At 61.5% G+C, this 22,618-nt stretch carries 20 protein-coding genes and 5 tRNA genes; 16 read left to right on the top strand and 9 right to left on the bottom strand.

Annotation, left to right across the window (positions count from 1 at the left end):
- Positions 1–6 precede the first annotated feature (6 nt).
- Both VHD36_24020 and VHD36_24015 read right to left on the bottom strand, forming a co-directional pair.
- On the bottom strand, positions 7–687 hold the full coding sequence (locus VHD36_24020) for a class I SAM-dependent methyltransferase (protein ID HVU90413.1): 681 nt from the start codon (positions 685–687) through the stop codon (positions 7–9).
- Between the two features lie 88 nt (positions 688–775).
- Positions 776–1,963 (bottom strand): DUF6786 family protein, encoded by a 1,188-nt coding sequence (locus VHD36_24015; GenBank protein ID HVU90412.1) that lies wholly within the window; start codon positions 1,961–1,963, stop codon positions 776–778.
- Between the two features lie 773 nt (positions 1,964–2,736).
- Here VHD36_24015 and VHD36_24010 point away from each other — a divergent pair.
- The 3 genes from VHD36_24010 (at position 2,737) to VHD36_24000 (ending at position 5,675) form a co-directional block, all read left to right on the top strand.
- Positions 2,737–3,402, top strand: coding sequence for a sigma-70 family RNA polymerase sigma factor (locus tag VHD36_24010; protein ID HVU90411.1), 666 nt, complete (start codon positions 2,737–2,739; stop codon positions 3,400–3,402).
- Complete coding sequence (locus tag VHD36_24005; protein HVU90410.1) at positions 3,369–4,394, top strand: hypothetical protein; 1,026 nt, start codon at positions 3,369–3,371, stop codon at positions 4,392–4,394. Before VHD36_24010 ends, VHD36_24005 begins: the two co-directional genes overlap by 34 nt.
- A gap of 429 nt (positions 4,395–4,823) precedes the next feature.
- Positions 4,824–5,675 carry a hypothetical protein gene (locus VHD36_24000; GenBank protein ID HVU90409.1) on the top strand — a complete coding sequence of 284 codons (852 nt, stop codon included), beginning with the start codon at positions 4,824–4,826 and terminating at the stop codon, positions 5,673–5,675.
- A 24-nt stretch (positions 5,676–5,699) separates the two neighbouring features.
- Here VHD36_24000 and VHD36_23995 read toward each other — a convergent pair whose 3' ends face one another.
- From VHD36_23995 to VHD36_23965, 7 genes are all read right to left on the bottom strand, one after another.
- A complete protein-coding gene (locus VHD36_23995) occupies positions 5,700–5,915 on the bottom strand; it encodes a BON domain-containing protein (protein HVU90408.1) in 216 nt (71 codons plus the stop codon).
- A gap of 212 nt (positions 5,916–6,127) precedes the next feature.
- On the bottom strand, positions 6,128–7,429 hold the full coding sequence (locus tag VHD36_23990) for a hemolysin family protein (GenBank protein HVU90407.1): 1,302 nt from the start codon (positions 7,427–7,429) through the stop codon (positions 6,128–6,130).
- Positions 7,430–7,621: 192 nt separating this feature from the next.
- On the bottom strand, positions 7,622–9,250 hold the full coding sequence (serA, locus tag VHD36_23985; GenBank protein HVU90406.1) for a phosphoglycerate dehydrogenase: 1,629 nt from the start codon (positions 9,248–9,250) through the stop codon (positions 7,622–7,624).
- A 248-nt stretch (positions 9,251–9,498) separates the two neighbouring features.
- The gene (locus VHD36_23980; GenBank protein HVU90405.1) at positions 9,499–10,254 is read right to left on the bottom strand and encodes a tetratricopeptide repeat protein; all 756 of its coding nucleotides are present in this window, start codon (positions 10,252–10,254) and stop codon (positions 9,499–9,501) included.
- Positions 10,255–10,542: 288 nt separating this feature from the next.
- Complete coding sequence (locus tag VHD36_23975) at positions 10,543–10,860, bottom strand: hypothetical protein (GenBank protein HVU90404.1); 318 nt, start codon at positions 10,858–10,860, stop codon at positions 10,543–10,545.
- 291 nt (positions 10,861–11,151) lie between these two features.
- Positions 11,152–11,931 carry a DUF3891 family protein gene (locus VHD36_23970; protein ID HVU90403.1) on the bottom strand — a complete coding sequence of 260 codons (780 nt, stop codon included), beginning with the start codon at positions 11,929–11,931 and terminating at the stop codon, positions 11,152–11,154.
- A gap of 55 nt (positions 11,932–11,986) precedes the next feature.
- Entirely contained in the window at positions 11,987–13,372 is a 1,386-nt protein-coding gene (locus VHD36_23965; protein HVU90402.1) for a hypothetical protein, read from the bottom strand.
- 775 nt (positions 13,373–14,147) lie between these two features.
- On the opposite strand from VHD36_23965, the gene VHD36_23960 reads away from it, so the two are divergent.
- From VHD36_23960 to rplL, 13 genes are all read left to right on the top strand, one after another.
- A complete protein-coding gene (locus tag VHD36_23960) occupies positions 14,148–15,815 on the top strand; it encodes a sigma-70 family RNA polymerase sigma factor (GenBank protein HVU90401.1) in 1,668 nt (555 codons plus the stop codon).
- Between the two features lie 398 nt (positions 15,816–16,213).
- Positions 16,214–16,286 (top strand) — tRNA-Thr (locus tag VHD36_23955).
- Between the two features lie 77 nt (positions 16,287–16,363).
- Positions 16,364–16,445: transfer RNA gene (locus VHD36_23950), tRNA-Tyr, on the top strand.
- A 164-nt stretch (positions 16,446–16,609) separates the two neighbouring features.
- Positions 16,610–16,680: transfer RNA gene (locus VHD36_23945), tRNA-Gly, on the top strand.
- A gap of 128 nt (positions 16,681–16,808) precedes the next feature.
- Positions 16,809–16,881: transfer RNA gene (locus VHD36_23940), tRNA-Thr, on the top strand.
- Positions 16,882–16,989: 108 nt separating this feature from the next.
- Entirely contained in the window at positions 16,990–18,189 is a 1,200-nt protein-coding gene (tuf, locus tag VHD36_23935; protein HVU90400.1) for an elongation factor Tu, read from the top strand.
- A gap of 94 nt (positions 18,190–18,283) precedes the next feature.
- Positions 18,284–18,359 (top strand) — tRNA-Trp (locus VHD36_23930).
- A gap of 230 nt (positions 18,360–18,589) precedes the next feature.
- Positions 18,590–19,108: a preprotein translocase subunit SecE gene (gene secE, locus VHD36_23925; GenBank protein HVU90399.1), complete on the top strand. Its 519-nt coding sequence runs from the start codon at positions 18,590–18,592 to the stop codon at positions 19,106–19,108.
- Between the two features lie 79 nt (positions 19,109–19,187).
- Positions 19,188–19,961 (top strand): transcription termination/antitermination protein NusG, encoded by a 774-nt coding sequence (gene nusG, locus VHD36_23920; protein ID HVU90398.1) that lies wholly within the window; start codon positions 19,188–19,190, stop codon positions 19,959–19,961.
- Between the two features lie 75 nt (positions 19,962–20,036).
- A complete protein-coding gene (rplK, locus tag VHD36_23915; protein HVU90397.1) occupies positions 20,037–20,462 on the top strand; it encodes a 50S ribosomal protein L11 in 426 nt (141 codons plus the stop codon).
- 116 nt (positions 20,463–20,578) lie between these two features.
- Entirely contained in the window at positions 20,579–21,259 is a 681-nt protein-coding gene (gene rplA / locus VHD36_23910; GenBank protein HVU90396.1) for a 50S ribosomal protein L1, read from the top strand.
- 54 nt (positions 21,260–21,313) lie between these two features.
- Positions 21,314–21,862, top strand: coding sequence for a 50S ribosomal protein L10 (rplJ, locus tag VHD36_23905; protein ID HVU90395.1), 549 nt, complete (start codon positions 21,314–21,316; stop codon positions 21,860–21,862).
- Between the two features lie 145 nt (positions 21,863–22,007).
- Positions 22,008–22,421, top strand: a complete 414-nt coding sequence (gene rplL, locus VHD36_23900) for a 50S ribosomal protein L7/L12 (GenBank protein HVU90394.1) — start codon at positions 22,008–22,010, stop codon at positions 22,419–22,421.
- Positions 22,422–22,618 lie beyond the last annotated feature (197 nt).

Genomic DNA, 22,618 nt, shown 5'->3' with positions numbered 1-22,618 from the left:
CTCTCGCTACGCCTTGCGAGCCGCGAGTGTCCAGTGGCGATCACTGGTGTGTGAGACAGCCTCGGGCGGCAAGCCAACGCTCGCGGCCAAGACCCGTGCTTCGTCGAGGTCGAGCGCTGCCCGCAACGACTGATTGAAGAGTTGTCGCTGATGGTCGTTCGCTCCGGCGGCATAGGTGGCGACCAGATGCTCGACTTCGGCGTCGTCGACAGGCCGCAGCAGATCGCGAACGAAAATCAATCCTCCGTCGCGAAGCACGCGGACGGCCTCGACCAGGACCTCGCGTGGGTCGGGAATGTGGTGGACGATGCTATTGGACATCACCACCGCGAATTCGCCGTCGGCGTAGGGCAATTGCCTGGCATCGACGCGATCGAGCCGGATATGTTCTCTCAAGCCGGCCACTTCGACATTGTTCCGGCCGAGATTGAGCATTGCCACGGCCAGATCGATGGCCGTAACGCGGAACGACGGAACGTGGCGGCAGAGCTCGACGGGAATTTGCGCCGTACCGGTGCCGATATCCAGTACGGCCAGATGTTCTTCTTCGGCGTCGACAGCCTCGGGAAACACGGCCAGCATGTCACTGACGAACGCCGCGTTGACGGCGGTATGATCCATCGAGTCGTAGTCGAGCGCTTCCTGCGGCGTATCCATCACCTCGGGCTCGAGCACGCGAGAGAGCATTGTTCGATCCTGTTGTCGGCGGCGCGTTCGCCGGTGCGACCAGCGCGCCGACTGGCCGCCCGCGGCGTTGTGTGGGCCCTAAATCAGATCACGGCGCGGCAAGGAACTTCTTCAAGTCGGCCAACTCGACGTTCAGCGTCGCTTTGACGAGGCGTTCCAGGCGGTCGCCGTCGGCCTTGATGTGGAAGGTGCGATGGGTGTGCGCGATCGTCTCCTTGGGCGCAAGCGGACGCGTGGGGGACAGCGTTTCCAATTCATAGAAGCCGCCGAGCGCCTTGGCGCCCGGCTCCGCCGGCCCGTCGTTGTAGGTGTTGAAGACGTCGCCGGCGTAAGCGTTTTTCTGGCGGATCGCCCAGGTGTTGTTGACGTAGAAGTGTTCGGCCGGTTTCGCCGGCATCGTGAAGTGAACCAGCGTGAGTATGCCGGAGTCGAGGTCGAGTGAGCCGGCTATCGGCAGGGCGCGCTTCTGCGAGACGCCCAGCTTGGCACGGAATTTTCCATCGGCGCGGAACAGTATCGCCGTCGGAATCACCTTCAATCGCTCGGACGGTACCGGCCCGAAGTAACCGGACTCTACGGCAGGTCCCAGCTCCTGCTCATTGCCCTGTTTGTAGGGCACGATGATCACGGTTCGTTCGCCGGCGGCGAATTGTCCCAGGGTCCAGATCGACACCATGCCTTGCGTCATATCCCAGGCAATCGGGCCCACGTTGGTGGCGGTATTGACCGTTTCGAAGCCGACGAGGGGAAGTGCTGGATTCGCTCCGTGGGCACCTAGCGCGTCGGCGGCTGGCTTGCCGAAGAGCTCCTCGAATTGTCTAGCATCCAGCAGCCGGGCATCACGCTGTACCTCGAGATCAAACGTGAGTTCAGAGGCATTCGTCACGCGCACGCGTCGGGTCATGCGGCAGCTTGACTTGTCGTGAGCAACCACACGGAACGCGCCCGTGTTCAGCTCGGGAGGTGTGAACCAGTTCTTAACGAGTTGCTTTTCCTCGAGCTTAAACCACAGAGCGTACTGGCCACCTTCGGGGCCCAGCCAGAAACGGTCTTCGCCCCCGTAGTTGTTAAACGCGGCATCCTGCTTGCCGGACTTGATGAAGTCGTAATTGATCCAGCCCAGGCTCGCTCCTTCGCTGCCAGCCAAGCTGGAGGTCATGACCCGGCCCTGGTATTCCGGGCAGAGCAGTACACGTTGCTGGTCCTTTCCTTCGAGTTCCACGATCGCTGTGTGCTCTTTGAGGAAGTCGCGTGCCTGTGAGTAGCTTTTGGACATATCCGTATCCGACCCTGTTTGTGCGCAGGCCATCGCCGGCCCAATGACGGCAATCACGAGGAGCATAAGAACAGGCAGTTTGCGCACGGAAGTGTACATGGGCGTAAGCAGGCTCCTTGCCAGGGGATTCGCGGACCGCATGAACGGAAGATACGGCATTTCATGAACCGTAGCTTGCGTGACTGACCAATTTCCTTACCGACCGTATAGGGCGCAAAAAAAGTGTCCAAGCTCTGTCGTCAGATTGACTCTTGGATTCACCACCCAGACAAGATTCGCTGCGCGCGCTTCGCATTTTCAGCGCGGTCACTGGTCTTTTGATTCGCCATAACTTCTTTGATAGAGGGCATTAAGATCACTGATTCTCTTCCGGTCGCCAGAATGGCAGGCACTCGAAATCGCACTCCGCTGGGTGTTGCAGAATCATACAGTCGCCGGGCTTGAGCGTTGTAACTCTTGAAAAGCGGTTTCGTCGGTAGAGTCGCTAGCGACACGCCCGCTGTGCTCAAAGCGATAAACCATAACGCCTTTATTTGGAATGATTTGCGGTAAATTCGCTTGGCAGCAGGATCTTGGCGAGCGGATTCGCGCGGCTTGGGGCACATCGTTTGCGGTTATACGGGCGTCAGGAGCGGCAAGGTCACGGTCATGCCGATTTGGCATTCGAGCGAAAAAAACGACAAGAATCCGTAAATCTCGCGCAACCAACAGTTTTGGTAGAATAACCCTTTGGGACGCTCAGGTTAGGGCGTTCCGCATATCACGGCAGAGTCATGAGTAAAACAATCACTTCCGAAAAGCAGATCAGCAAGCGAGCGACGACGGCTCCTTCGGTCCTGTCGCAATGGAGCGACGAGGACCTGTTGGACCGCTATTGCTCGGACGGGGATCCTCGGGTATTTGGGATCCTTGTTCACCGCTACGAGCGGGAGCTTTACAGCTATTTGCGTCGTTACCTGGGTGACGCCGCCATGGCCGAGGATGCATTTCAAGGTACATTTTTGCAGGTCCACTTGAAATGCGGGCAATTCGAGGCGGGGCGGAAATTTCGCCCCTGGCTCTACACGATTGCCACGAACCAAGCCATTGATGCGCAACGTAGAAACAAAAGACACCGGATGGTGAGCCTGGACCGCCGCCAAAAGGGCGAATCGGAAGAAGACCTGGGCTCGCTTTCCGAATTGCTGGTCAGCCGCGAGGCCGGGCCAGCCAAGGAGGCCGACGCGGAGGAGCGTCGGCGCTGGATTCGAGATTCGGTCGGAGCTTTGCCCGACGCCTTGAAGGGCGCGATTACTTTGGTCTATTACCAGGGACTGAAGTACCGGGAGGCCGCCGAGGTCTTGAAAGTGCCGGTGGGCACGGTGAAAAGCCGCTTGCACACCGCGATCACGAAGCTGAATGAGGCGTGGAAGAGCGCCCAACCAAGCGGAGATCGCTGACGGCGATGCGCGAGCAACTGCTGGGTTACTTGCTGGGAGCGCTGGAACCGTCGGAACAAGCCTCGGTCGAGGCATCCCTGGCCATTGATCCCGAGTTGCGAATCGAGCTGGAAAAGCTCCGAGCCTCTCTGCGTGCTCTCGACGACGCCGCCTCGGAAGAGGACGAGGAAGACGAACTGGCTCCGCCGCCCGGGTTGGGAGCCCGTACGTTTCAGTTCGTCAAGGCCCACGCCGGCTGGAATTCCGCCGGGCAAGCCGCGGCTAGCACCGGTGCCTGGAAGGCGCCGGATTACATGATCGCGGCGGGCATTTTCTTTGTCGCCTCGATGCTGGTTTTCCCAGCGATTCAAAACAGTCGTCATGGCGCCCGCCTGGCGACCTGCCAGAACAAGCTGCGGTTGCTGGGCGTCGCGATGACGCAATACAGCAACATTCACGGCCATCTGCCCTTTATTCCCGCTACCGGCAATATGGCCGCCGCGGGGAGTTACGCGCCGATGTTGTTGCAGGCGGGGCTGCTCACGAGCCCGTCGATGCTTGTCTGCCCCGAATCTCCTTTGGCCAAGCAGCGTGATTTTCGTGTCCCCACTCCGCAGGAATTGCAAGCAGCGAACCCCGCGGCTTTGCAATACTGGCATCGTGTCATGGGCGGAAGCTTTGGCTATCACCCCGGCCACATCGAGAACGATCGGTATGTGCCAACGCGGGGCCACTGTCGCGAGTATTTTGCCATCATGGCCGACGCAGCCGACGAGGCTTCGGACCGCAGCTCCAATCACGGACCGAGAGGTCAGAACGTGCTGTGCCAAAGTGGCCGCGTGGTCTTCATCGTGATCCCGCGACTGGTCGAAAACGGGGATCACATCTACGTCGATGCTTTCGGCTTCAAAGGGGCGGGGCGTGGCGAGGACGATTCCTCGATCTGCAATAGCTCGGTTCCCCCACTGGTGCCACAGGTCAAGGTCCTTGTGCCGCTGAAGGTCGAACGCTGACCTTTTTTTGACTCGCGCCGCCGAACTCGTCGAGCGGCCTGCAGGCCTGACTTTATCGAGGCCCTTTCGGTTGCGACTCCGATCGCTCGGTCTGCGCATCGTACTGGCTGTGGGCATTTAGCCACGCTTGATGTGGCTAAACTGCAACAAGAGCGGCCTGACTGGGGCGAGGCCGCCAATACCGTGTTGGCTGTAAGTCTCTGCTCGAATGAGACTTGTACGACGGTTCTCGCCGTGACGATGGTTCGGCCTCCCGCGCGGCACCAGCTTTGCCTAAGGACGTTTTGACGAGAAGATCCCGCTTCGAGCGTGGCGAGAGAGCCTTGGTCCCCTCAGGCTCTCTCGCCCGTTCGGACGCCGGCGCTTCCTCGGTAACGATCCGGGCCCCTCCATTTTCGCCCGCCGCCCTGCCATCCATCGGCCTGTCGCATGCAAGCACGCGATCTTGTGGAACTAGCCTCACTGGCCGCTCAGCATGGCCACCTGGTGATGAACGACGCGGCGCCTCTTCCGGCGCCTTGCCTGGAGCGCTATTGGTCGGGCTCGAAGTGCCGCCTTGACCGCTGGGGGCGAATGCTCAAACGTTTGACCGAAATCCCCGTCGAGGGGCACACGATCGAAGAATTGCGGGCTAGCATCGGGATGCTGGAAGAAATCGTCACGGGCGATGTGCTGGCGCGGGTCTGGGGCGGCGTCATCACGGCCCATGATCGACAGACCGGGGAGGATGCCGGATCCGTCGCTCGTACGGTCCTGCTGGGGCAGCACGAAGCGCAGAATCGGGCGATGTCGATGCTCGTCAATAGCCCGCTGATCGATGCGGCAACAGCTCAGCGTCTTGATCGATTGCGGCGCCGCGCGGAATGTTGGTCGGATCTGCTGGTCGGCTTCATCAGCATGACGCACGACGTATGCGAGTTCGGGTCCAATGCCGAGCGCGCCCGCGATTTTGCCGATGATTTCCGTGACGAAGGCCCGCAGGCCTGGTCGCTGATGTTTGCCTCGCTGCGGGCGAGCTTTGCCACGGCCTTCGATCGGCCCAGCCCTAATGCCGATTTGAATGGCGAAATCGCGGCCGGGATCGTCCTGTGCTTTCAGCCCGAGATCTTCGATTCGACCGGGCTATTGCGGCCGCTTTGGATCTCGCGATTGCAACACGCCACGAACGAAACGCAGTGCATGATCGACGCGCTCTTCAGCGACGATTACGAGCAGCACGAGACGGCAGTGGCCGAGGGCACGATCGATCGCGAGTTCGTGCGGCGGCGCTTCTTGCCGTAGAACGAAGCGCGGTGCCGCGCTGGCTTACGACCAGCAAACTTCCAGCTGGTTCTCGATCTCGCGGACTCCGTCCACGGCCTTGAGCATCTCTTGGGCCATCTGCTTCTGGTAGTAGGAGTGGACCGTGCCTCGCAACACCACGCGGCCTTCGGCGGCTTCGTAACGCAGATTGCGACGTGGCAAGTAAGGACTTCGTTCCAGTACCGAGCTCACACGATCCGCCAAGGGCCCGTCCGCCATTTCTCGTTCCTCAGATTGAAAGCCGTGTTCGATATCAGGCGCCGGCAAAACATACGTCGCAGAAGCGGTCGCTGCTGGCACCCGAGCGATATATCGTCAAGCTGCGCTGCGTAGGTAAAAGAAAGTGGCGCCGCGGTAGCTTAAAATTCACGTGCTTTGGCGATCCGTGCCGGTTGTGCGGGAAATGCCGGCGCTTGGGCGAACGCCCCGGTTCAGATCGCGCCGGCGGTGCCGTTGGCGGCAGGCGGCACCGTCACGAGCACCCGATCGATCCGCTGGCCGTCCATGTCGACGACCTCCAACTCGACGCCGTCAAAGGCGGTGCGGGCGCCAATCTCGGGAATGCGCCCTAACTGACGCAGCACCAGGCCCGCCACGGTACTGAAACGTCGGGTGGCCGGCGATTCGACCTGCTTCAGCCCGATGGCTTCGGCCAGGTCGTCGATGCTGACGCTGCCGTCGACGAGCCAGCTATGCTCGTCGCGCTTTACGATTTCCTGTTCCTTGTCGCGGCGATGCTCGTCGTGAATCTCGCCGACAAGCTCTTCGAAGACGTCCTCGAGCGTCACCATCCCCTGTGTGCCGCCGAATTCGTCCAGCACGATCGCCAATTGGGTCCGCTTTTTCTGAAACAAGTCGAGCAACCGGTCCAGGGGCAGAGTCTCGGGCACGAACAGCGGGGGATGGAGCATCTTCCGCAGGTTGATTTCGGTGTGCAGGTACAGTTCGCGCAGCAGGTCCTTGATATGGACGTAGCCGATGATGTGATCCAGATCGCGCTCGTACACCGGCAAGCGCGAAAAGCCCGCCATCGCCACCGCGCCGATGATCTCATTGGCCGGCGTTTCGACGTCCAGCGCGTCGAGATCGGTGCGCGGCCGCATGATGTCGCGCACCGAGCGATCGCCGAGCCGCAGAGCCTCCATCGCCACCTTTTGCTCGGCCGGGTCGAGCACGCCGTGCTCACGCCCCATCTTCAGTAGATGCTGGATATCCTCGACGCTGACGGCCGAGTCTTCCTGCTTGGGCATGCCGAGCAAAAAGAGCGCGGCATCGGTCGTGATTCCCAAAAACCAGACGGCCGGGCGCGCCACCTGCGACAAAAACAACATGGGGCGAGCGACCACCCGCGCCAGACCTTCGGCGCGGCGCAGGGCGAGCCGCTTAGGTACGAGTTCGCCCAGGATGAGCGAGGCAAAGCTGATCGCCAGAACGACGACCGTCAGGGCCACGGCCGGGGCGTTTCGGGCAATCCACGCCACCGGCGACTCGGCCAGCCGCTCGCCGAGAAAACTCGCCAGCCGCGCTCCGCCGAATGCGGCCGCAAACGTACCGATGAGCGTGATACCGACCTGCACGGTCGAGAGGAATCGATTCGGATTGTTCGAAAGCTCGAGAGCCGCGCGGGCTGCGCGATCCCCTTCCTCGGCCTGCTTTTGCAGGCGGCCGCGGCGGGCCGCAACGATGGCGATCTCGGCGGCCGCGAAGAATCCGTTCGCCAGAATCAGCGTCAGGATGATGATGATTTCAGCGGTGATCGAGGGAATCGCTTAACCTCGCGTGGCCTGGCAATCGGACCAGGCCTTTAACGAAACTTGTCTCGGGGTCACGGATTTCGTGCCCGGCGAACCTGAGCGATCTTAACGGCGTGCTGCCAAGAATGCCAATGAAGGGGGTGGCCGGGCCGGCGTTTGGCCTTGCCAGACTCAGCCACTCAGCCAGGCCGGCATCTCACCGGCTTCCGGCAGGCGAATGACGGTAGCGCTGAGGACGTCGGGCCAGGCGAGCACGTCATTGACTGCCTCGACGGGCGGCATGTTATCCAGATTCAAGACGCCGATCGCCTCGCCGCCCGGCGCGTGTCCTCCCCGCCCGACCGACATTTGGGCGATGTTGACTTTGTGCTTGCCGAAAATCGTGCCCACATGCCCGATGATTCCCGGGACGTCGCGATGGGTGAAGATCATCAAGCAGCCGTCGAGATAGGCTTCCAGCCGGTAATCGCCCAATTGCACCAGGCGCGCCATATCGTGCCCTAATAGGGCGCCGGCCGCCTTGTAAGTGCGGGCTTCGGTGACCAGTTCGGCGAGGATCATGGAGCTGAACGCCCCCATGTCGGCGCGCGATTGCTCGACCAGTTCAATGCCGCGCTCGCGCAGCAGGACCTCGGCATTGACCATGTTAACTTCAGATTCCATGGCTTGTTGCAGGAGTCCGGCAGCGAATGTGGCGGTGAGCAATTTGGTCTCTTTGTTGGCGACTTCCCCGCGATACAGCAACCGGCAGGCCTTGGCGGGCGCCCGATCGAGTTGCGCCAGCAAACGGCCCAGGCGGTATGCGACCCCCAATTCGCCCTTGAGCGCGGCGAACTTCTTGGGATCGAGCGAGATCATGTTGACCGCGTGCTTTACGGCGCCGGTGGTCAGGAAATCGATGAGCAGGGTCGCGCCTTCGGCGGCGACGTTGGTTTGTGCTTCTTCCGTGCTTGCGCCCAGGTGGGGCGTGGCCAGTACCCCCTTCATGCCGAAGAGCGGACTTTTCGTACACGGCTCTTCGGCGAACACGTCCAGGGCGACGCCGGCAATCTGTCCCGACTGTAGCCCTTCGACAAGCGCCGCCTCGTCATAGATGCCGCCCCGCGCGCAGTTGATCAAACGCACGCCCCGCTTCAACTTCGGCAGGTCTTTCGCGCTGATCAGGCCGCGCGTCTCTTCCGTCAGCGGCGTGTGGACGGTCAGGTAGTCGACGTGGGGCAACATGTCGGGCACGGTCGAGCAGATCTCGATACCCAGCTCCTGCGCACGATCTTTCGACAAGAAGGGGTCGTAGCCGAAGAGCCGCATTTCGAGCGCCTTCGCGCGGGCGGCCACGGCCTGGCCGATGCGCCCCAGCCCAACAATGCCCAGGGCTTTGCCGGCCAGTTGCGTTCCCATGTACAGGTTGCGCTCCCAGCGTCCCTCGATGAGGCTCTGATACGCGGGGGCAATGTTCCGCGACAGGGCCAGCATCATGGCGACCGTGTGCTCGGCCGTGCTGAGGGTATTGCCGGCCGGCGTGTTCATGACGACGATGCCCAGCCGCGTCGCGGCAGCCTTGTCGATGTTGTCGGTGCCGACACCGGCACGGACGATGGCCTTCAGGCGTTTGTTGCCGGCCAGAGACTCGGCCGTGATCTTCACGCCGCTTCGGACGATGGCACCGTCGAAGGCGGCCAGCGTCTCGCGCAAGGCATCGCCCGACAGCTTGGTGCGCACTTCATACTCGAGGCCCGGGGCCGCCGACAGCAGATCGAGCCCCTCTTGGGCCAAGGGATCAAGAACAACAACGCGATACATAGGGCTTTGCCGTCCGGATAGGGAAGGAGAGTGGGGCGCCTGGAGCGCGCTTCCACGTTGCACGTCGTCCCGCCGCGCGGCGGAACCTGGTCCCGCGCCACGAGATCGGTGGCCGCCAATAACGCGGCCGGCCGGTGCCAATGCCGGCAGGTACCAGGGCAGGATAGGGGATTACCCGGGAGAGGGTCAAGGAGCGGCAAGCGCGAGGGCCGTGATCGGCCGCAATTGGAATGCGATGTGTCGCTCGCCTAGCGCATCACCGAGGGTGCGCTCGGTCCGGCGGCGAAGCGGTTCGTGCCGGCCTGAGGCGGCGGAGCGGCAGGACCCAGCGCCGTGCGTAACGCCGCGGCGCGGGCGGCAACTTCGGGCTGGAAGCGGTCGTGCCACAGCGAGCGCTCGTAGTCGCTCAGCGCTTGGGCCGTATTGCCCGCCTCTTCGTGAATGCGCCCCAGCGCGGCCAAGGCCCGCGAGTCGTACGGATCGATGGCCAGTGCCTCGACCAGGTTGTTCTTGGCGGTTTGCTTGTCCCCCAGTTCTTCGGCCAGGCGCGCCAGTTCCACCTTGGGCGCGGCTTGTGTCGGGTAGCGGGTTGCCCAACCCTGCAGGAGGCGCTGCGCTTCGTCGGTGCGCTGTTGTTCGGCCAGCAAAACGGCCAGACCACGGTAGCAATCGCGATGGTTCGGATCGTGATCCAGGCACTGGTTATACAGGCTCTCGGCCTGCAGCAGATCTTCCTTGCGATTGTTGACCTTGCCCAACCGGTGATACGTCGCGGCCAGGTTGTAATACGAGTCGGGGTCCTTCGGATCGGTGGTCGTGGCCTGCTGGAATTTCGCGATTGCCTGCGGATAGTACCCCTGTTGATACAGGCGGACACCCTGGGCGTTCTGGTTATTGGCGACCATGCCACAACCGGCACAGGCGCACAGCGCGGTGAGAGCGGCCAGCGTCGGCAAGGACCGCGCAATGTGGAACTGGCGACGGAGATGCAAGCGTGTGTTCACGGCCGATCGCGCCTCCTCGCTGGGCCCGGCGTGACGCCCCAAGCTGTTGTGCTGTTGGGTGGCGCCCGAGGGCAACCGCGGCAACTGTCCCGGAATCGGGAGTCGGCCGCATGTGCGCTGTGTCAAGAGAAGCGGGGCGGAGGATAGCGGGACCCCGGGCGGCGCACAAGGTCACCTGGCATCCGTGCCAAGATATGGCAGGCGCAAAACGCGGGCGGCCTCGAATTGCTAGCAGCAAGTCGAGGCCGCCCAGGCGGAGAGTTTCAAGTTGTTGCCGCTCTCGCCGAATCAATCAGCGTGGCACGCCACCGCGGCTTCTTGCTTGACGTAGCCGAGGTTGCGCAGAACTTCCAACACCTCGCTGCACGTGGGGAACATGCGGCCGCTGGTGCGCTTGTAGGCGTTCATGGCGTTCATGAACTCGACTTCCTCGTCCGTGTAGTCGCGTTCGCACGTAGTGGGATCGATCTGCCGCCGGCGGGCTACCTTGACGCGGCGTTCCAGCTTGCGTCGCTCGACCACGACGGGGCCGGCCTTCTTGCGGCGGTCCGTTCCTCGTTCACGGCGGTCAATCGTGATCTCGTTGTCCCGTTTCGACTTGCTCACGTCCCTCTCCCCGTTTCTGCGGCCTTTTAGCGGTAACACGTCGCCCCCATGCCGGAAGTGAATCGTCGCAGGGGAACAGTAAAATATACCGCATACCTAAAATGCGCAATTTTGTCGGATTGAGAGGTTCAGCGAGTCGTTTGCGGTCAGCGGAAGTTTTCGGTCGCGCAACGGTCCTTCGAAGGGTCGCGCGGGTGTTCTCGCCTGGCGCGTGACGCGCTTGCCGGTCGTAGCGATCGTATCGACTCGATCCGACCGCCGGTGCACACCGGTGGCGCGACCACCGTTCCCCTACGCCTCGGCCGTGAGCTGGAATGTGAGTTCGACGGCCTCGCTGAAGGTCGAGGCCAGCTCTTCCTGAGTGCGGTAAACGCCCACCGGGACGCGTCGGGCATTTACGGTCCAGCTCATACGGCCCACCGTGAGGGGCCAGGGCTGGGCCGTGAAGTGCAGGGGGCCCGTGGGATTGAACGTAACCTCATATCCCTCGGGCGTGGCAAACGACTGCGGTCCGCGGCGGACGGCGCCGCAGAACCAAAGACTGAGCGCGTCGAAAAACTGCAAGTATTCCAAGGCCAGGGCCGCCATTTTGCGCGTGCGAACAGCCGGATTTGGCGTTTGCCATTTGGCGAGCCAGATTTCGCGATGTTCCGACTGCTCGTCCAGGAATTGGCGGCTGGTCTGGAACCGCTCGGGGTCGTGGCTCCAGCGTGGCGAAGCCCGTTGCAGGAGTTCCGTGAAATGGTTGCTGACCATGTGGGCGGCCAGGTAGCCGCGCGAGCACGCCAGAAAGATCGAACGGCGCCAAATGTCGATCGACACGTCCAGCGGCATTTCCACAAAGCTCAGCGGTCTTCCGACCGCCGGATCAACGCCCGGCGAGGCATCCCAATCGGCCCAGCCGTCGTCATGGTGGCGGACCGCCTGCTGTACTTCCTCGCGCGGTTGCAACTCCGCGAGCGAAGAATCGCCCCACGACTCGGCCAGGGCGCCGGCCAGATGCGCATGCTCGATCTGGGGAATCAGGATCCAGGACTCGGTCGGCCCAACGCGCTCAGTTCGACGCAGCATGCGATCGCTCTCCTGCGCTGATTATAGCGCTTGTAAGAACGATGCCGTAAGCTGGTCATCGTCGCGGCGGAGCCGGTGTCGGCTGTGCGGCGGTATCGACCGGCGGCGACACGAGCCGTAGGGTCGACAAGATGGCCTTGTCACTTTCGCCGAAGCGGTCGACCAATTCCGACTCCAGCGTAAAGGCCAGCACGGCCTGATGCCCCTGGTCGTCGGCCACCAGGTAGTAATTCCACTGGATCGGCAGCGATTCCACCTCGCCATTGGCGATCACGCGGCACGTAGCCTGGCCGAGCGAGTTCTTCGATTCGCCGGCCGAGACGAATTGCTTGAAGTGATCTCCCAGCGACTTTTGCACATCCTCTTGAAAACGGGCCAAGGTGAAGCGCTTGCCCGCTTCGACGACAGGCAAGCCCGAGGCGTTGCACTGGGCGATCAGCTCGCCCCGTTCCATGAGACGCAGCGTGACGGCGTCGGGCTTTTCGCTGACGACATGCCAGCCACGGTCGTGCAGAAACTGGAAGTTGCCGCCCGCCGAGGTGTATTCGAGCAACGCCTGCTCGGCCGATGGCTCGAGCGGGATCGTGGCCAAGGCCGTGTCGCTCAGTGCCTCGCTCGTCGCGCCCGGGGCGATTTTCATTTGCAGGCGCGCCGTGACGTCGACGCCCGGGGCGATGCTGCCGATCGAACGTTTTTCCTTGACCAGCAGAGCCAACCACGTGACGCGTTTGCTCTGCAAATCGAACTTGTAGCGGCCCTTGAGCTCGATCTCCGTCGAGGCGCCTTCGATAGCTCCCTTCACCGTGCCGGCCAGTTCCAGTTGGGCGGCCGAGTCGGTCACTTGCTTGAAGGTGGTGGTAACCTCGCTGTGGCTGATTGCGTCGAGATTCAAAAGTGCGACTAACAGGTCCTCGCTGTGCTGCCACTGGTCGCCGGGCGAAACCGGTCGATCTGGCAGCAGTCGTTCCACGATCAGGCTACAGGCCGGGACGCGGATCAGATCCAGCTCATCCTGCGAAATCGGCGCCAGGGGGCAGAAAAGCGTCGCCGTGCGCTCATCGGCGGCGACAACCATCAGCCGGCGATCGTCGCGCAATCGGGCTTTGGTGCTTCCTTTGTCGATTTTGATCACCGCGTCGCAACGGCGGTAATTTCGCACGCCACGTGTGGCGGCCGGCGTGGCCGCGTTGGCCAATCGTTCGTCGTAGACCATCGTGCCGACGACGCTTGTTTTCAGCGGATGGGCTTTCTGCTCCTTCTCGTCCTTGACGAGCAGCTCGCCACCAACCTCGAGCAACACCTCGACGTGCGACGTCTCGCCCGGCGTCCGACCGCTGGTTAAAGAGATTTCCTCGGCGCGGACCCCTGACAGACCGCCAGGTGCGACGAGCAACGCAGCAAGTAGCGGCAGCAGCCGCGTCGGGCGGATGTATCCCAACATTTGCAAATCCTTTTGCATGATGATTCAGGAAGTCGTAGCCACAGAGATCTCCGAGAGCACAGAGCGGGCAAAGGCGAGTGCGTTCCCTTCTCTGAGCCCTCTGTGAACTCGGTGGCTTATCACTCGTCTGTTCCCGGATTGGTGTCGGCCCCGAAGCGCAGCCGTACGAATCGCTAGATCGACGCGCGAGACGGCCTTAGTTCAGGTGAAATCTCGTGAACGCGCGTGGTCGGGTGCTAGCATCGAAGCCAGGCAGTGCGCGTAAATTTGGCGAAATCTTCTCTTTCTTTGGACCTACCCCTTGCGAGCGGTTAGCCGCTTGCGTAGTGCCCACGAACGCTTTCAGCCCGGATTTCGCGGGCCATTCGGTCCGATTGGTTAGCGCTACGATCGATCGTCTTCGGAATGCCGCTCACCGGCACGACTTATGCTCAGGCGAGGTCAGTCGAAAAATTCCATATCTTTGGGGGAGAGACGAAAGATTCCGCGCGGAATCGCGAACTTTTCCTGGTCCACTGGACACTTTGTTACGTAGGACTATTAAATGATTGGGTTCAAACGGCCGACAAGGGGTCATTTGGCCTGAGTCGGTAGCGGCCCATGCGGCCGGCGATGAACGCTTTCGGAGGACCCAATCGCGAAGGAGTGTTGGCGGTTGATCGGTGCGAGCCTACGACTGGCTCCCGCCGAACGACCGTGTGAAGAAGAAGGAGCTGCTTTGTCGGGCGGAGGAACCGCAGGGAAAGCCGGCACGGCAACAAGGAAGAAGGGTCCCATGCATAGCGATTATCTCAGCCCTGCCATTCGTGAACTTCGCGATCAACAAGTTCGTTTTGCCCCACGCGACCGCAAACTGGCGCAGGTCGACCGTGCCGAGAAACTGCTCGACGAGCTCGATCCCAAGCGGACCTACACCTACGAGTACCTCTTTTACCGGCTGACCGATTTTCGGCCGGAGTCGTCGCCTGATGTCCGTTTGTCAGGGCGTCACGCCAAGCACGATCTGCAGCTCTTTATCGAGGACGTGTCGGACGCTGCCGATGTCCCGGCCGAGACTTCGAACGAGCCGGTGCTGACGGTCAGCGAGCTTAGCAAACGCTTCAAGGTTTCGACGAAGACGATCTCGCGCTGGCGCCGTCAGGGGCTGGTCAGCCGCCGTTTCCTGTTCCAGGGACGCAAGCGAGTCGGCTTTTTGAAAAGCTCGGTCGATCGCTTTGTCGCTAGCAACGAAGAGCGGGTGCGGCGCGGCGGCAACTTCAGCCAGCTAAGCGCGGAAGAGCGCGAGGCGATCATCGCCAAGGCGCGCCGCCTGGCTCAGGCCGGCGGATGCCCTGCCGAGGTCACGCGTCGCCTGGCCGAGGGGATGGGGCGCAGCGTCGAGACGATCCGTTACACGCTCAAGCAGTTCGATCAGGACCACCCCGAGTCGGCGGTGTTCCCGGAATCGACCGGGCCGTTGGACGAGGCTACCAAGAAAAAGATTTACCAGCAGTACCGCCGCGGCATTTCGGTCGAGGCTTTGGCCAAGACCCACTGCCGTACGAAGACCAGCATTTACCGTGTCATCCACGAGATGCGGGCTTTGCGGATCATGGAGTTGCCGCTGGACTATATCGACAATCCGCTGTTTCCGCGGGCGAACGCGGAAAAGGTCGTGCTGGGTGCTCCGCCCGAAAGTACGCCGCCGCCGAAGAAGCCGCGGCTGCCCAGCGGTCTGCCCACGTATCTGGCCAGCCTGTACGAGGTACCGCTTTTGACCCGCGAGCAGGAAGTGTACTTGTTCCGCAAGTTGAACTTCTTGAAATACCGGGCCAGCAAGTTGCGGTCGACTCTCGATCCGCAGCGGGCGCGGAGCGTCGTGATGGATCAGATCGAGCGCTACTACGAAGACGCCGTGACGACCAAGAACCAGATCGTTCGTGCAAACCTGCGATTGGTGGTGTCGATCGCCAAGCGGCACGTGGGACCGTCGGACAACTTCTTCGAGCTGGTCAGTGACGGCAATATGTCGTTGATCCGCGCGGTAGAGAAGTTTGATTTCGCGCGGGGTAACAAGTTCAGCACGTACGCCAGTTGGGCGATCATGAAGAACTTTGCCCGCACGATTCCCGACGAGCTGAAGCACCGTGACCGGTACCGCACGAGCACCAGCGAAATGTTCTCGGCGACCGAGGATGGGCGTTCGGATCAGTACGCCCAGGAAAGTGCCCAAAGCCTGCGCGAGCGGCAGATCGGCAAGATCCTGGAACGACTCGACGAGCGCGAGCAGAAAATCATCATCAGCCGCTTTGGGCTTTCCCGCGGTCACGAACCTCTTACGCTAAAAGAGGTTGGGGCCGAAATGGGGGTGACCAAGGAACGCATTCGCCAGATCGAAGCGCGGGCCTTGGATAAGCTCCGCCGGGCCGCTGAGGAAGAACGCATCGAGATCCCCGGGCTGTAATCAGTCCGACGGAACGGAGTGTTTCTCGCCCTGGATTAGACTCCGGGTGGGAAATTGCTACAATTGGTCGTCAATCCGCACGCCGTGGGTGCCTCAAGTGCCCGCGGCGTGTTTCGTGGCTCCGCAAGTCAGCGGATCGAGCGTGAAAGGAAGGTAGCCAAAGCCCGCCTCCCCAGTTGCGTCGGAAGTCTCCGCAGTTGCGTTGGATGCCTTCGTGGCGCGCGGAGTGTGGTGGTCTTATCGGCTTCCTTGTTTTCTGCGTAAGCTGCTCCCCGTGCGTTCGTGGTCGACGCCGCATGCGCCGTGGCTCAATTTCGCAGGCGGAGATATTGCAGACGAGATATTGCAGACGCAGAGAAGTTCACTATATTTAGTGGTTTTCGTAGCGGGTCTCACTGGCTAGCGTAGCTCAATCGGCAGAGCAGCTGATTTGTAATCAGCAGGTTGTGGGTTCAAGTCCCTCCGCTAGCTTCGTCGAGAAGTTTTGCGGCGGTGACCGGACGAATCGGCCCCTCTTGTGAGAGCGTTGCGGGATTGTGACCACCGGCGGGGGGTTTCCCGAGCGGTCAAAGGGGTCAGACTGTAAATCTGATGGCATTGCCTTCACAGGTTCGAATCCTGTACCCCCCATTGCCCAACGACCGCGCGTACGGCATCGGATCGAAGAGCGAGATTGTGCGGCCGGCGCGAGCGGCCGGAAGTGAAATTGGCAAGAACGTTTTGATCGACGGCACGCTGCTCGCGTCGCGTGCGAAGACGGGGAGGGGATTGGCCACACGCGGAGGAATGAGCACGCGGGTGTAGCTCAATGGTAGAGCAATAGCCTTCCAAGCTGAAGACGAGGGTTCGATTCCCTTCACCCGCTTTGCCAACGGTGAATGCTTACGTGGTGAGTGGTCGTGGTGAACGGTCAGGCCGAGTGGAGCACGAAGCGCATCAGAGCCTGGAGTGAATCAATCGTCTGCCGGATGCGTAGGCGAGCAGCTGGCGCAGGCTGCTGTAGCTCAGCTGGTAGAGCGCGTCCTTGGTAAGGACGAGGTCATGGGTCCGAGTCCCATCAGCAGCTTTTGGAATCAACGGATTTTTGTAGTCAGGCAAACTCAAACGGTAGTCAAAACTTCGAATCGGAGCTTGCCCTCAATAAGGGAGCCCCAACAAGGGAGATTGGACAGCAATGGCTAAAGCGAATTTCGAGCGCAAGAAGCCCCACGTCAACGTCGGCACCATCGGCCACATTGACCACGGCAAGACCACATTGACCGGTGCTCTGCTGGCGGTCCAGTCGGCCAAGGGGTTGGCAAACTTCAAGTCGTATGCCGACATCGCCAAGGGTGGTACGGTCCGCGACGAAACCAAGACCGTGACCATTGCCGTCAGCCACGTGGAATACGAGACCGAAAAGCGTCACTATGCCCACATCGACTGCCCGGGCCACGCCGACTTCATCAAGAACATGATCACGGGTGCCGCCCAGATGGACGGAGCGATCCTGGTCGTGTCGGCGGCCGACGGTCCGATGCCGCAAACCCGCGAGCATATTCTGCTGGCTCGCCAGGTCGGTGTTCCGGCACTCGTTTGCTTCCTGAACAAGTGTGACCTGGTCGACGATCCCGAGTTGCTCGAACTGGTCGAAATGGAGCTCCGCGAGCTGCTGACCCACTACGGTTTCCCGGGCGATGAGATCCCGATCATCCGCGGTGCCGCTCGTCCGGCTTACGAGAATCCGAAGGACGAGAAGGCCAACGCCTGCATTGCCGAGTTGCTCGCGGCCGTGGATAGCTATATTCCCGAACCGGTTCGCGAAATCGACAAGCCGTTCCTGATGGCCGTCGAAGACGTGTTCTCGATCGAAGGCCGCGGTACCGTGGCCACCGGGCGTATCGAGCGCGGCATCGTACACGTCGGTGATGAAATCGAAGTCGTCGGTCTGACGAAGGAGGGTCGCAAGACCACCGTCACCGGCGTGGAAATGTTCAATAAGACCCTCGATCAAGGCCAGGCCGGCGACAACGTCGGCTGCCTATTGCGTGGTATCAAGCGCGACGACATCGAGCGCGGCCAGGTATTGGCCAAGCCCGGTTCGATCACGCCGCATACCAAGTTCGAGGCCGAAGTGTACGTCCTCTCGAAAGAAGAGGGCGGCCGGCACACGCCGTTCTTCAGCGGCTACCGTCCGCAGTTCTACTTCCGCACGACGGACGTCACCGGCAGCTCGAACTTGATGGGCGACGCCGAAATGTGCATGCCTGGCGACAACGCTCGTCTGAGCATCGAGCTGATCAGCCCGATCGCGATGGATGACGGCGTCCGTTTTGCTATCCGCGAAGGTGGCAAGACGGTCGGTTCGGGCGTGGTGACGAAGATCCTGGAGTAGCGGATTCTGGAATAACGAAGTCGAGAGACCGCTCGGTTCCTGCGTCGTCGCAAGGCGTACGGGAATCACGCGTGTCTGGGGGATAACGGAAACTAGGGGCGTAGCTCAACTGGCAGAGCGCTGGTCTCCAAAACCAGAGGTTGCGAGTTCGATTCCCGCCGCCCCTGCCATGACAATCGTGGGATGACAGTCGCGATGGATGCGGTCCGCGTGCTCCCTGGGTGAGGCGCGGACGGCCTCCGTTGCCAAGCGAATGAGTGAGGCGTCTGGTTCGGATCGGATCGGAATCAGGCGGGTTGGCCGTGATGGCGAGGCGGCAGTTCGCCTCGCTGATTGGGAAAATCATCACTGGAGCACGAAGCTCTCCCGTGGGGAACTATCGCGCTAGGATAGCCGTTCCATGATGAAAGAGGGAAATACCGCGACCGCCACGCTGTGGCGTGATCTGTTCAGCCTCGGCTTCTATAAGCGGAGCCAGGGCCGGATCGCGCGACAAGCGACGTTCATCATTTTGGCGCTGGTGGTGTGTCTGGCGGGCTGGTCGCTCCTGGATTACATGAGCGACAAGGTCCTGCCATTCACGAACCTGCTGCTGGGTGGTGAGGCCGCTGAAGGGGGTGCCGCGGCAGGTAAGGCGACCTATGACGCGATCAACGGCTACGCCCGGTACTTGCTGCCCCTGGCGCTTGTTTTCGGGGGCGTTTGGCTGGCGTTCCGCGCCGTTAACGTCCCGCGAATTGCTGATTTTTTGATCGCTGTCGAAGCGGAGATGAACAAGGTTTCCTGGCCGTCCCGAACGGAGATGTTTCGTGCCACGTTGGTCGTGATTTTCACGATCTTCGGCCTGGCCGTCATCCTCTTCGGCTACGACCTGTTGTGGCGCGGTTTGCTGCAGTTGCTGGGTGTATTGCCGGGTTGAAAAAAGGCTGGGTCGATCGGCGTATGTGCCGATCGAGGGTCGACCGCTCTTGGTGTAGCGCGGAAACGCGATGGACGAAATGAACCAACCGCTGGATGAACCGATGGCTGCCGGAGGGGATGCTCCGCTGGAGGTGCCCGCTGGCGGGCCTGTTCCTGCGCCCGCCTCGGGGGGACAGGTCAGCGACAGCGTACCCGCTGAGAGTGTGCCTGAAGAGACCGCAGCGAAAGAAGCCGCGGCGCCGGCCCGGCCCATCCAGGAAGACGACGGCGGTGACGGTACGGCGGCGCCCTTGGAAGAGGCGCTCCCTGAGCCGACCGGCGAGCGCCATTGGTACATCCTGAAGGTGCAGAGCAATCGCGAGGACTCGATTCGCGACGCGCTGGAGCGGCGGATCAAGATCGCGGGACTACAAGACTTTTTCGGCGAAATCATCGTTCCCACCGAAACCGTCTCGGAGTTCAAGGCCGGCAAAAAACGGGTGGTCAAGCGCAAGCTTTACCCCGGCTATATCGTCGTGAACATGGAGATCAACGAGGAGTCGTGGTTCCTGGTGCGCGAGACGCCGGGCATCGGCGACTTCACCGGCTCGGGCGGCAAGCCCAGCCCTATGCTGCCGCACGAAGTTTCGCGAATCGTCTCCAAGGCCGAGGAGAAGACCGACGAGCAGCCCAAGCTGAAGATCAGTTGCAAGCCGGGCGATCGCGTGAAGATCAACGAAGGGACCTTCGAGAATTTCGAAGGGGACGTCGATCACATCGACGAGCAGAACGGCCGCGTGACCGTGATGATCAATATCTTTGGCCGGTCGACGCCGGTCGAGTTGGAATACTGGCAGATCGAAACGCTGTAGCGGCCGTGATTCGGCCGACAGCGTCGTCGGGCCTTGCTGGAATCATCGACAACATTTTTGTGAGTAAGACGGGTCATGGCGAAGCAGATGGTGGCACAGGTGAAGTTTCAGGTTCCTGGCGGGCAGGCAACCCCGGCGCCGCCGGTCGGCACGTCGCTGGGGCGCTTCGGCGTGAACCTGGGGCAGTTCGTCATGCAGTTCAACGAAAAGACGCGCGAGGCCGGCGGCATGCCGATCCCCGTCGTCGTCACGGTCTACAACGATCGAAGCTTCGAGTTCTACACCAAGAGCCCTCCGGCAGCGGCCCTGCTCAAGCAAGCCGCGGCGATTGCCAAGGGGTCGGGCGTGCCGAACAAGGAAAAGGTTGGCAAGGTAACCTCGGCCCAGATCGAAGAGATCGTCAAGCTGAAGATGAACGACCTGAATGCCCGCGACGTCGAGCATGCCAAGCGCATGGTGGAAGGAACTGCGCGGAGCATGGGCATCACGGTCGAAGGATAAACGGAACACGTTCGCGTCAGTACCGCATCAAGACCCTCCCGCTTTAAAGACGTCACCGCACCGGTTGGTCACGGCCGAAGAAGCAAGAACAGCCATTATTTTGGCGTAGAAAAACGATGCCTAAACCCACGAAACGCATGGCCGCCGCGATGGCCAAAGCCCCCGGCGATAGGGCCGTCACCGTCGGCGAAGCCGTCGATATTTTGAAGCAGTTCAACACGACGAAGTTCGACCAGTCGGTCGAAATCGCCATGCGGCTGGGCATCGACGCCAAGCAGGCCGATCAACTGGTGCGCGGTTCGATCGTGTTGCCACACGGAATCGGCAAGTCGCTACGGGTGGTCGTGTTCGCCAAGGGAGACCTGGCCGAGCAGGCCAAAGCAGCCGGCGCCGCCGAAGTCGGCACGGATGAACTGGCCAAGAAGATCAAGGACGGCTGGACCGAGTTCGACGTGTGCATCGCTGCTCCGGACATGATGGGGCTGGTGGGCCCGCTGGGGCGCGTGCTCGGGCCGCGCGGGTTGATGCCCTCGCCGCGTGCCGGCACCGTGACGCAGGAAATCGGCAAGACGGTCAAGGAGTACAAGGCTGGCAAGGTCGAGTTCCGCAATGATGCCACCGGCATCGTGCACGCGGTGGTCGGCAAGATCAGCTTCGACGCCAAGCAATTGACGGAAAACATCCAGGCTTTCATCAACCTGGTGACGGGGATGAAGCCCGCCGGCGTCAAAGGCCATTACATCAAGAGCGTTTTCCTCAGCGGCACGATGACCCCGGGCATCCGCATCGCCGCCTAACGGGCACAAGCGAACAGCGACTTTAAAAGTCAGCAGCGACTTTAGAAGAGAATCATGAGCAAATTCGTCAAGAACCTGTTAATGGACGACCTGAAACGTCGCTGGGACGGGGTCGAGAACTTGTTGTTGGTGTCGCTGACCGGCATCAGCGCCAACAACAATAGCGCGCTGCGCAAGCAGCTGCGCGACAAGAATATCCAGATGGTGATGATCAAGAACAGCCTGGCTCGTCGGGCGAGCGAGGGGACGCCCCTGGCCGCCGCGTTCGAGAGCATGGAAGGTTCGCTGGCCGCGATTTGGGGCGGTGAGGACATCGTCTCGTTGGCCAAAGACGTCATCAAGCTGATCGATGACAAGCAGTTCGCGCCCATCGCGCCCAAGGGGGGCGTGATGGATGGCTCGGCCTTGACGGCCGACCAGGTGCGCCAGGTGAGCAAGTGGCCCAGCCGGCAGGAACAGCTCAGCATTTTGCTGGGGCAGATCCTGGCTCCGGGGGCCAACCTCGTCAGCCAACTGACCAGCGTCGGCGGCGCTTTGGCCAGTCAAATCAAGCAGAAGGGAGAAGGAGAAGAGGCAGCAGCCGAGGCGCCCGCAGCCGGCTAGCGATTCCTTTTCCAAGGTCCTTCTGAATTAGTTACGCGTTTCTCGGACACCAGAATCACAAACCAACAGCCCGTTAACAGTAGCGTAGCCGTAAGCTCCGACGCGAGCCCGCCGGCACGCCAAGCGTGAAAGGATCGAAGCGACCATGAGTGAAGCAGCAACCATCGAATACTCGGCGGCGACGAAAGACCTTGGGGACAAGATCGTCGGCCTGACGCTCAAGCAGGCCAAGGAACTGAGCGACTACTTGGAAAACAACTACGGCATCAAGCCGGCCGCGGGTGGCGCCGTTGTCATGGCGGGCCCGGCCGATGGTGGCGCCGGCGGCGCGGCAGCCGCGGCCGAGAAGACCGAATTCGACGTCGTGCTGGAAGGATTCGGCGATCAAAAGATCGGCGTCATCAAGGTGGTGCGTGCCGCCACGGGCCTGGGCCTGAAAGAGGCCAAGGACCTTGTCGAAGGAGTTCCCAGCAAGGTCAAGGAAGGCATTTCCAAGGAAGATGCCGAGAAGCTCAAGAAGGAACTCGAGGAAGCGGGCGCGAAGGTCTCGATCAAGTAACGGCTCTGGCGTTGACGGCGCTGCATTCACCTCGGGTGTCGCAGCGCTCCTGGAGACAGCGCTCCTGGAGACAGCGATTCTGGAGGACAGCGCTTCTAGAGACTCAGAGACTTGACAGAACCACTCTTGAAAGAGCGGTTCTCGCGGATGTGACCCTTGCGATCATGGGAGCGTGCTCGATTGGGAAGTTTGCCTGC

The sequence above is a fragment of the Pirellulales bacterium genome (genome assembly GCA_035546535.1).
GTDB lineage: Bacteria > Planctomycetota > Planctomycetia > Pirellulales > JACPPG01 > JACPPG01.
Note: the sequence above shows the minus strand (reverse complement) of the source record. Positions and strands in the feature narration are given on the sequence as shown.

Bases quoted from the DNA above. Each gene is read 5' to 3' on its own strand.
- VHD36_23995 (HVU90408.1), bottom strand. From the start codon at position 5,915: ATGGCGGACGGGCCCTTGGCGGATCGTGTGAGCTCGGTACTGGAACGA.
- VHD36_24020 (HVU90413.1), bottom strand. From the start codon at position 687: ATGCTCTCTCGCGTGCTCGAGCCCGAGGTGATGGATACGCCGCAGGAA.
- nusG (HVU90398.1), top strand. From the start codon at position 19,188: ATGAACCAACCGCTGGATGAACCGATGGCTGCCGGAGGGGATGCTCCG.
- VHD36_24000 (HVU90409.1), top strand. From the start codon at position 4,824: ATGCAAGCACGCGATCTTGTGGAACTAGCCTCACTGGCCGCTCAGCAT.
- secE (HVU90399.1), top strand. From the start codon at position 18,590: ATGATGAAAGAGGGAAATACCGCGACCGCCACGCTGTGGCGTGATCTG.
- VHD36_23970 (HVU90403.1), bottom strand. From the start codon at position 11,931: ATGCTGCGTCGAACTGAGCGCGTTGGGCCGACCGAGTCCTGGATCCTG.
- rplA (HVU90396.1), top strand. From the start codon at position 20,579: ATGCCTAAACCCACGAAACGCATGGCCGCCGCGATGGCCAAAGCCCCC.
- VHD36_24010 (HVU90411.1), top strand. From the start codon at position 2,737: ATGAGTAAAACAATCACTTCCGAAAAGCAGATCAGCAAGCGAGCGACG.
- rplK (HVU90397.1), top strand. From the start codon at position 20,037: ATGGCGAAGCAGATGGTGGCACAGGTGAAGTTTCAGGTTCCTGGCGGG.
- serA (HVU90406.1), bottom strand. From the start codon at position 9,250: ATGTATCGCGTTGTTGTTCTTGATCCCTTGGCCCAAGAGGGGCTCGAT.
- rplJ (HVU90395.1), top strand. From the start codon at position 21,314: ATGAGCAAATTCGTCAAGAACCTGTTAATGGACGACCTGAAACGTCGC.
- VHD36_23960 (HVU90401.1), top strand. From the start codon at position 14,148: ATGCATAGCGATTATCTCAGCCCTGCCATTCGTGAACTTCGCGATCAA.
- rplL (HVU90394.1), top strand. From the start codon at position 22,008: ATGAGTGAAGCAGCAACCATCGAATACTCGGCGGCGACGAAAGACCTT.
- tuf (HVU90400.1), top strand. From the start codon at position 16,990: ATGGCTAAAGCGAATTTCGAGCGCAAGAAGCCCCACGTCAACGTCGGC.
- VHD36_24015 (HVU90412.1), bottom strand. From the start codon at position 1,963: ATGTCCAAAAGCTACTCACAGGCACGCGACTTCCTCAAAGAGCACACA.
- VHD36_23965 (HVU90402.1), bottom strand. From the start codon at position 13,372: ATGTTGGGATACATCCGCCCGACGCGGCTGCTGCCGCTACTTGCTGCG.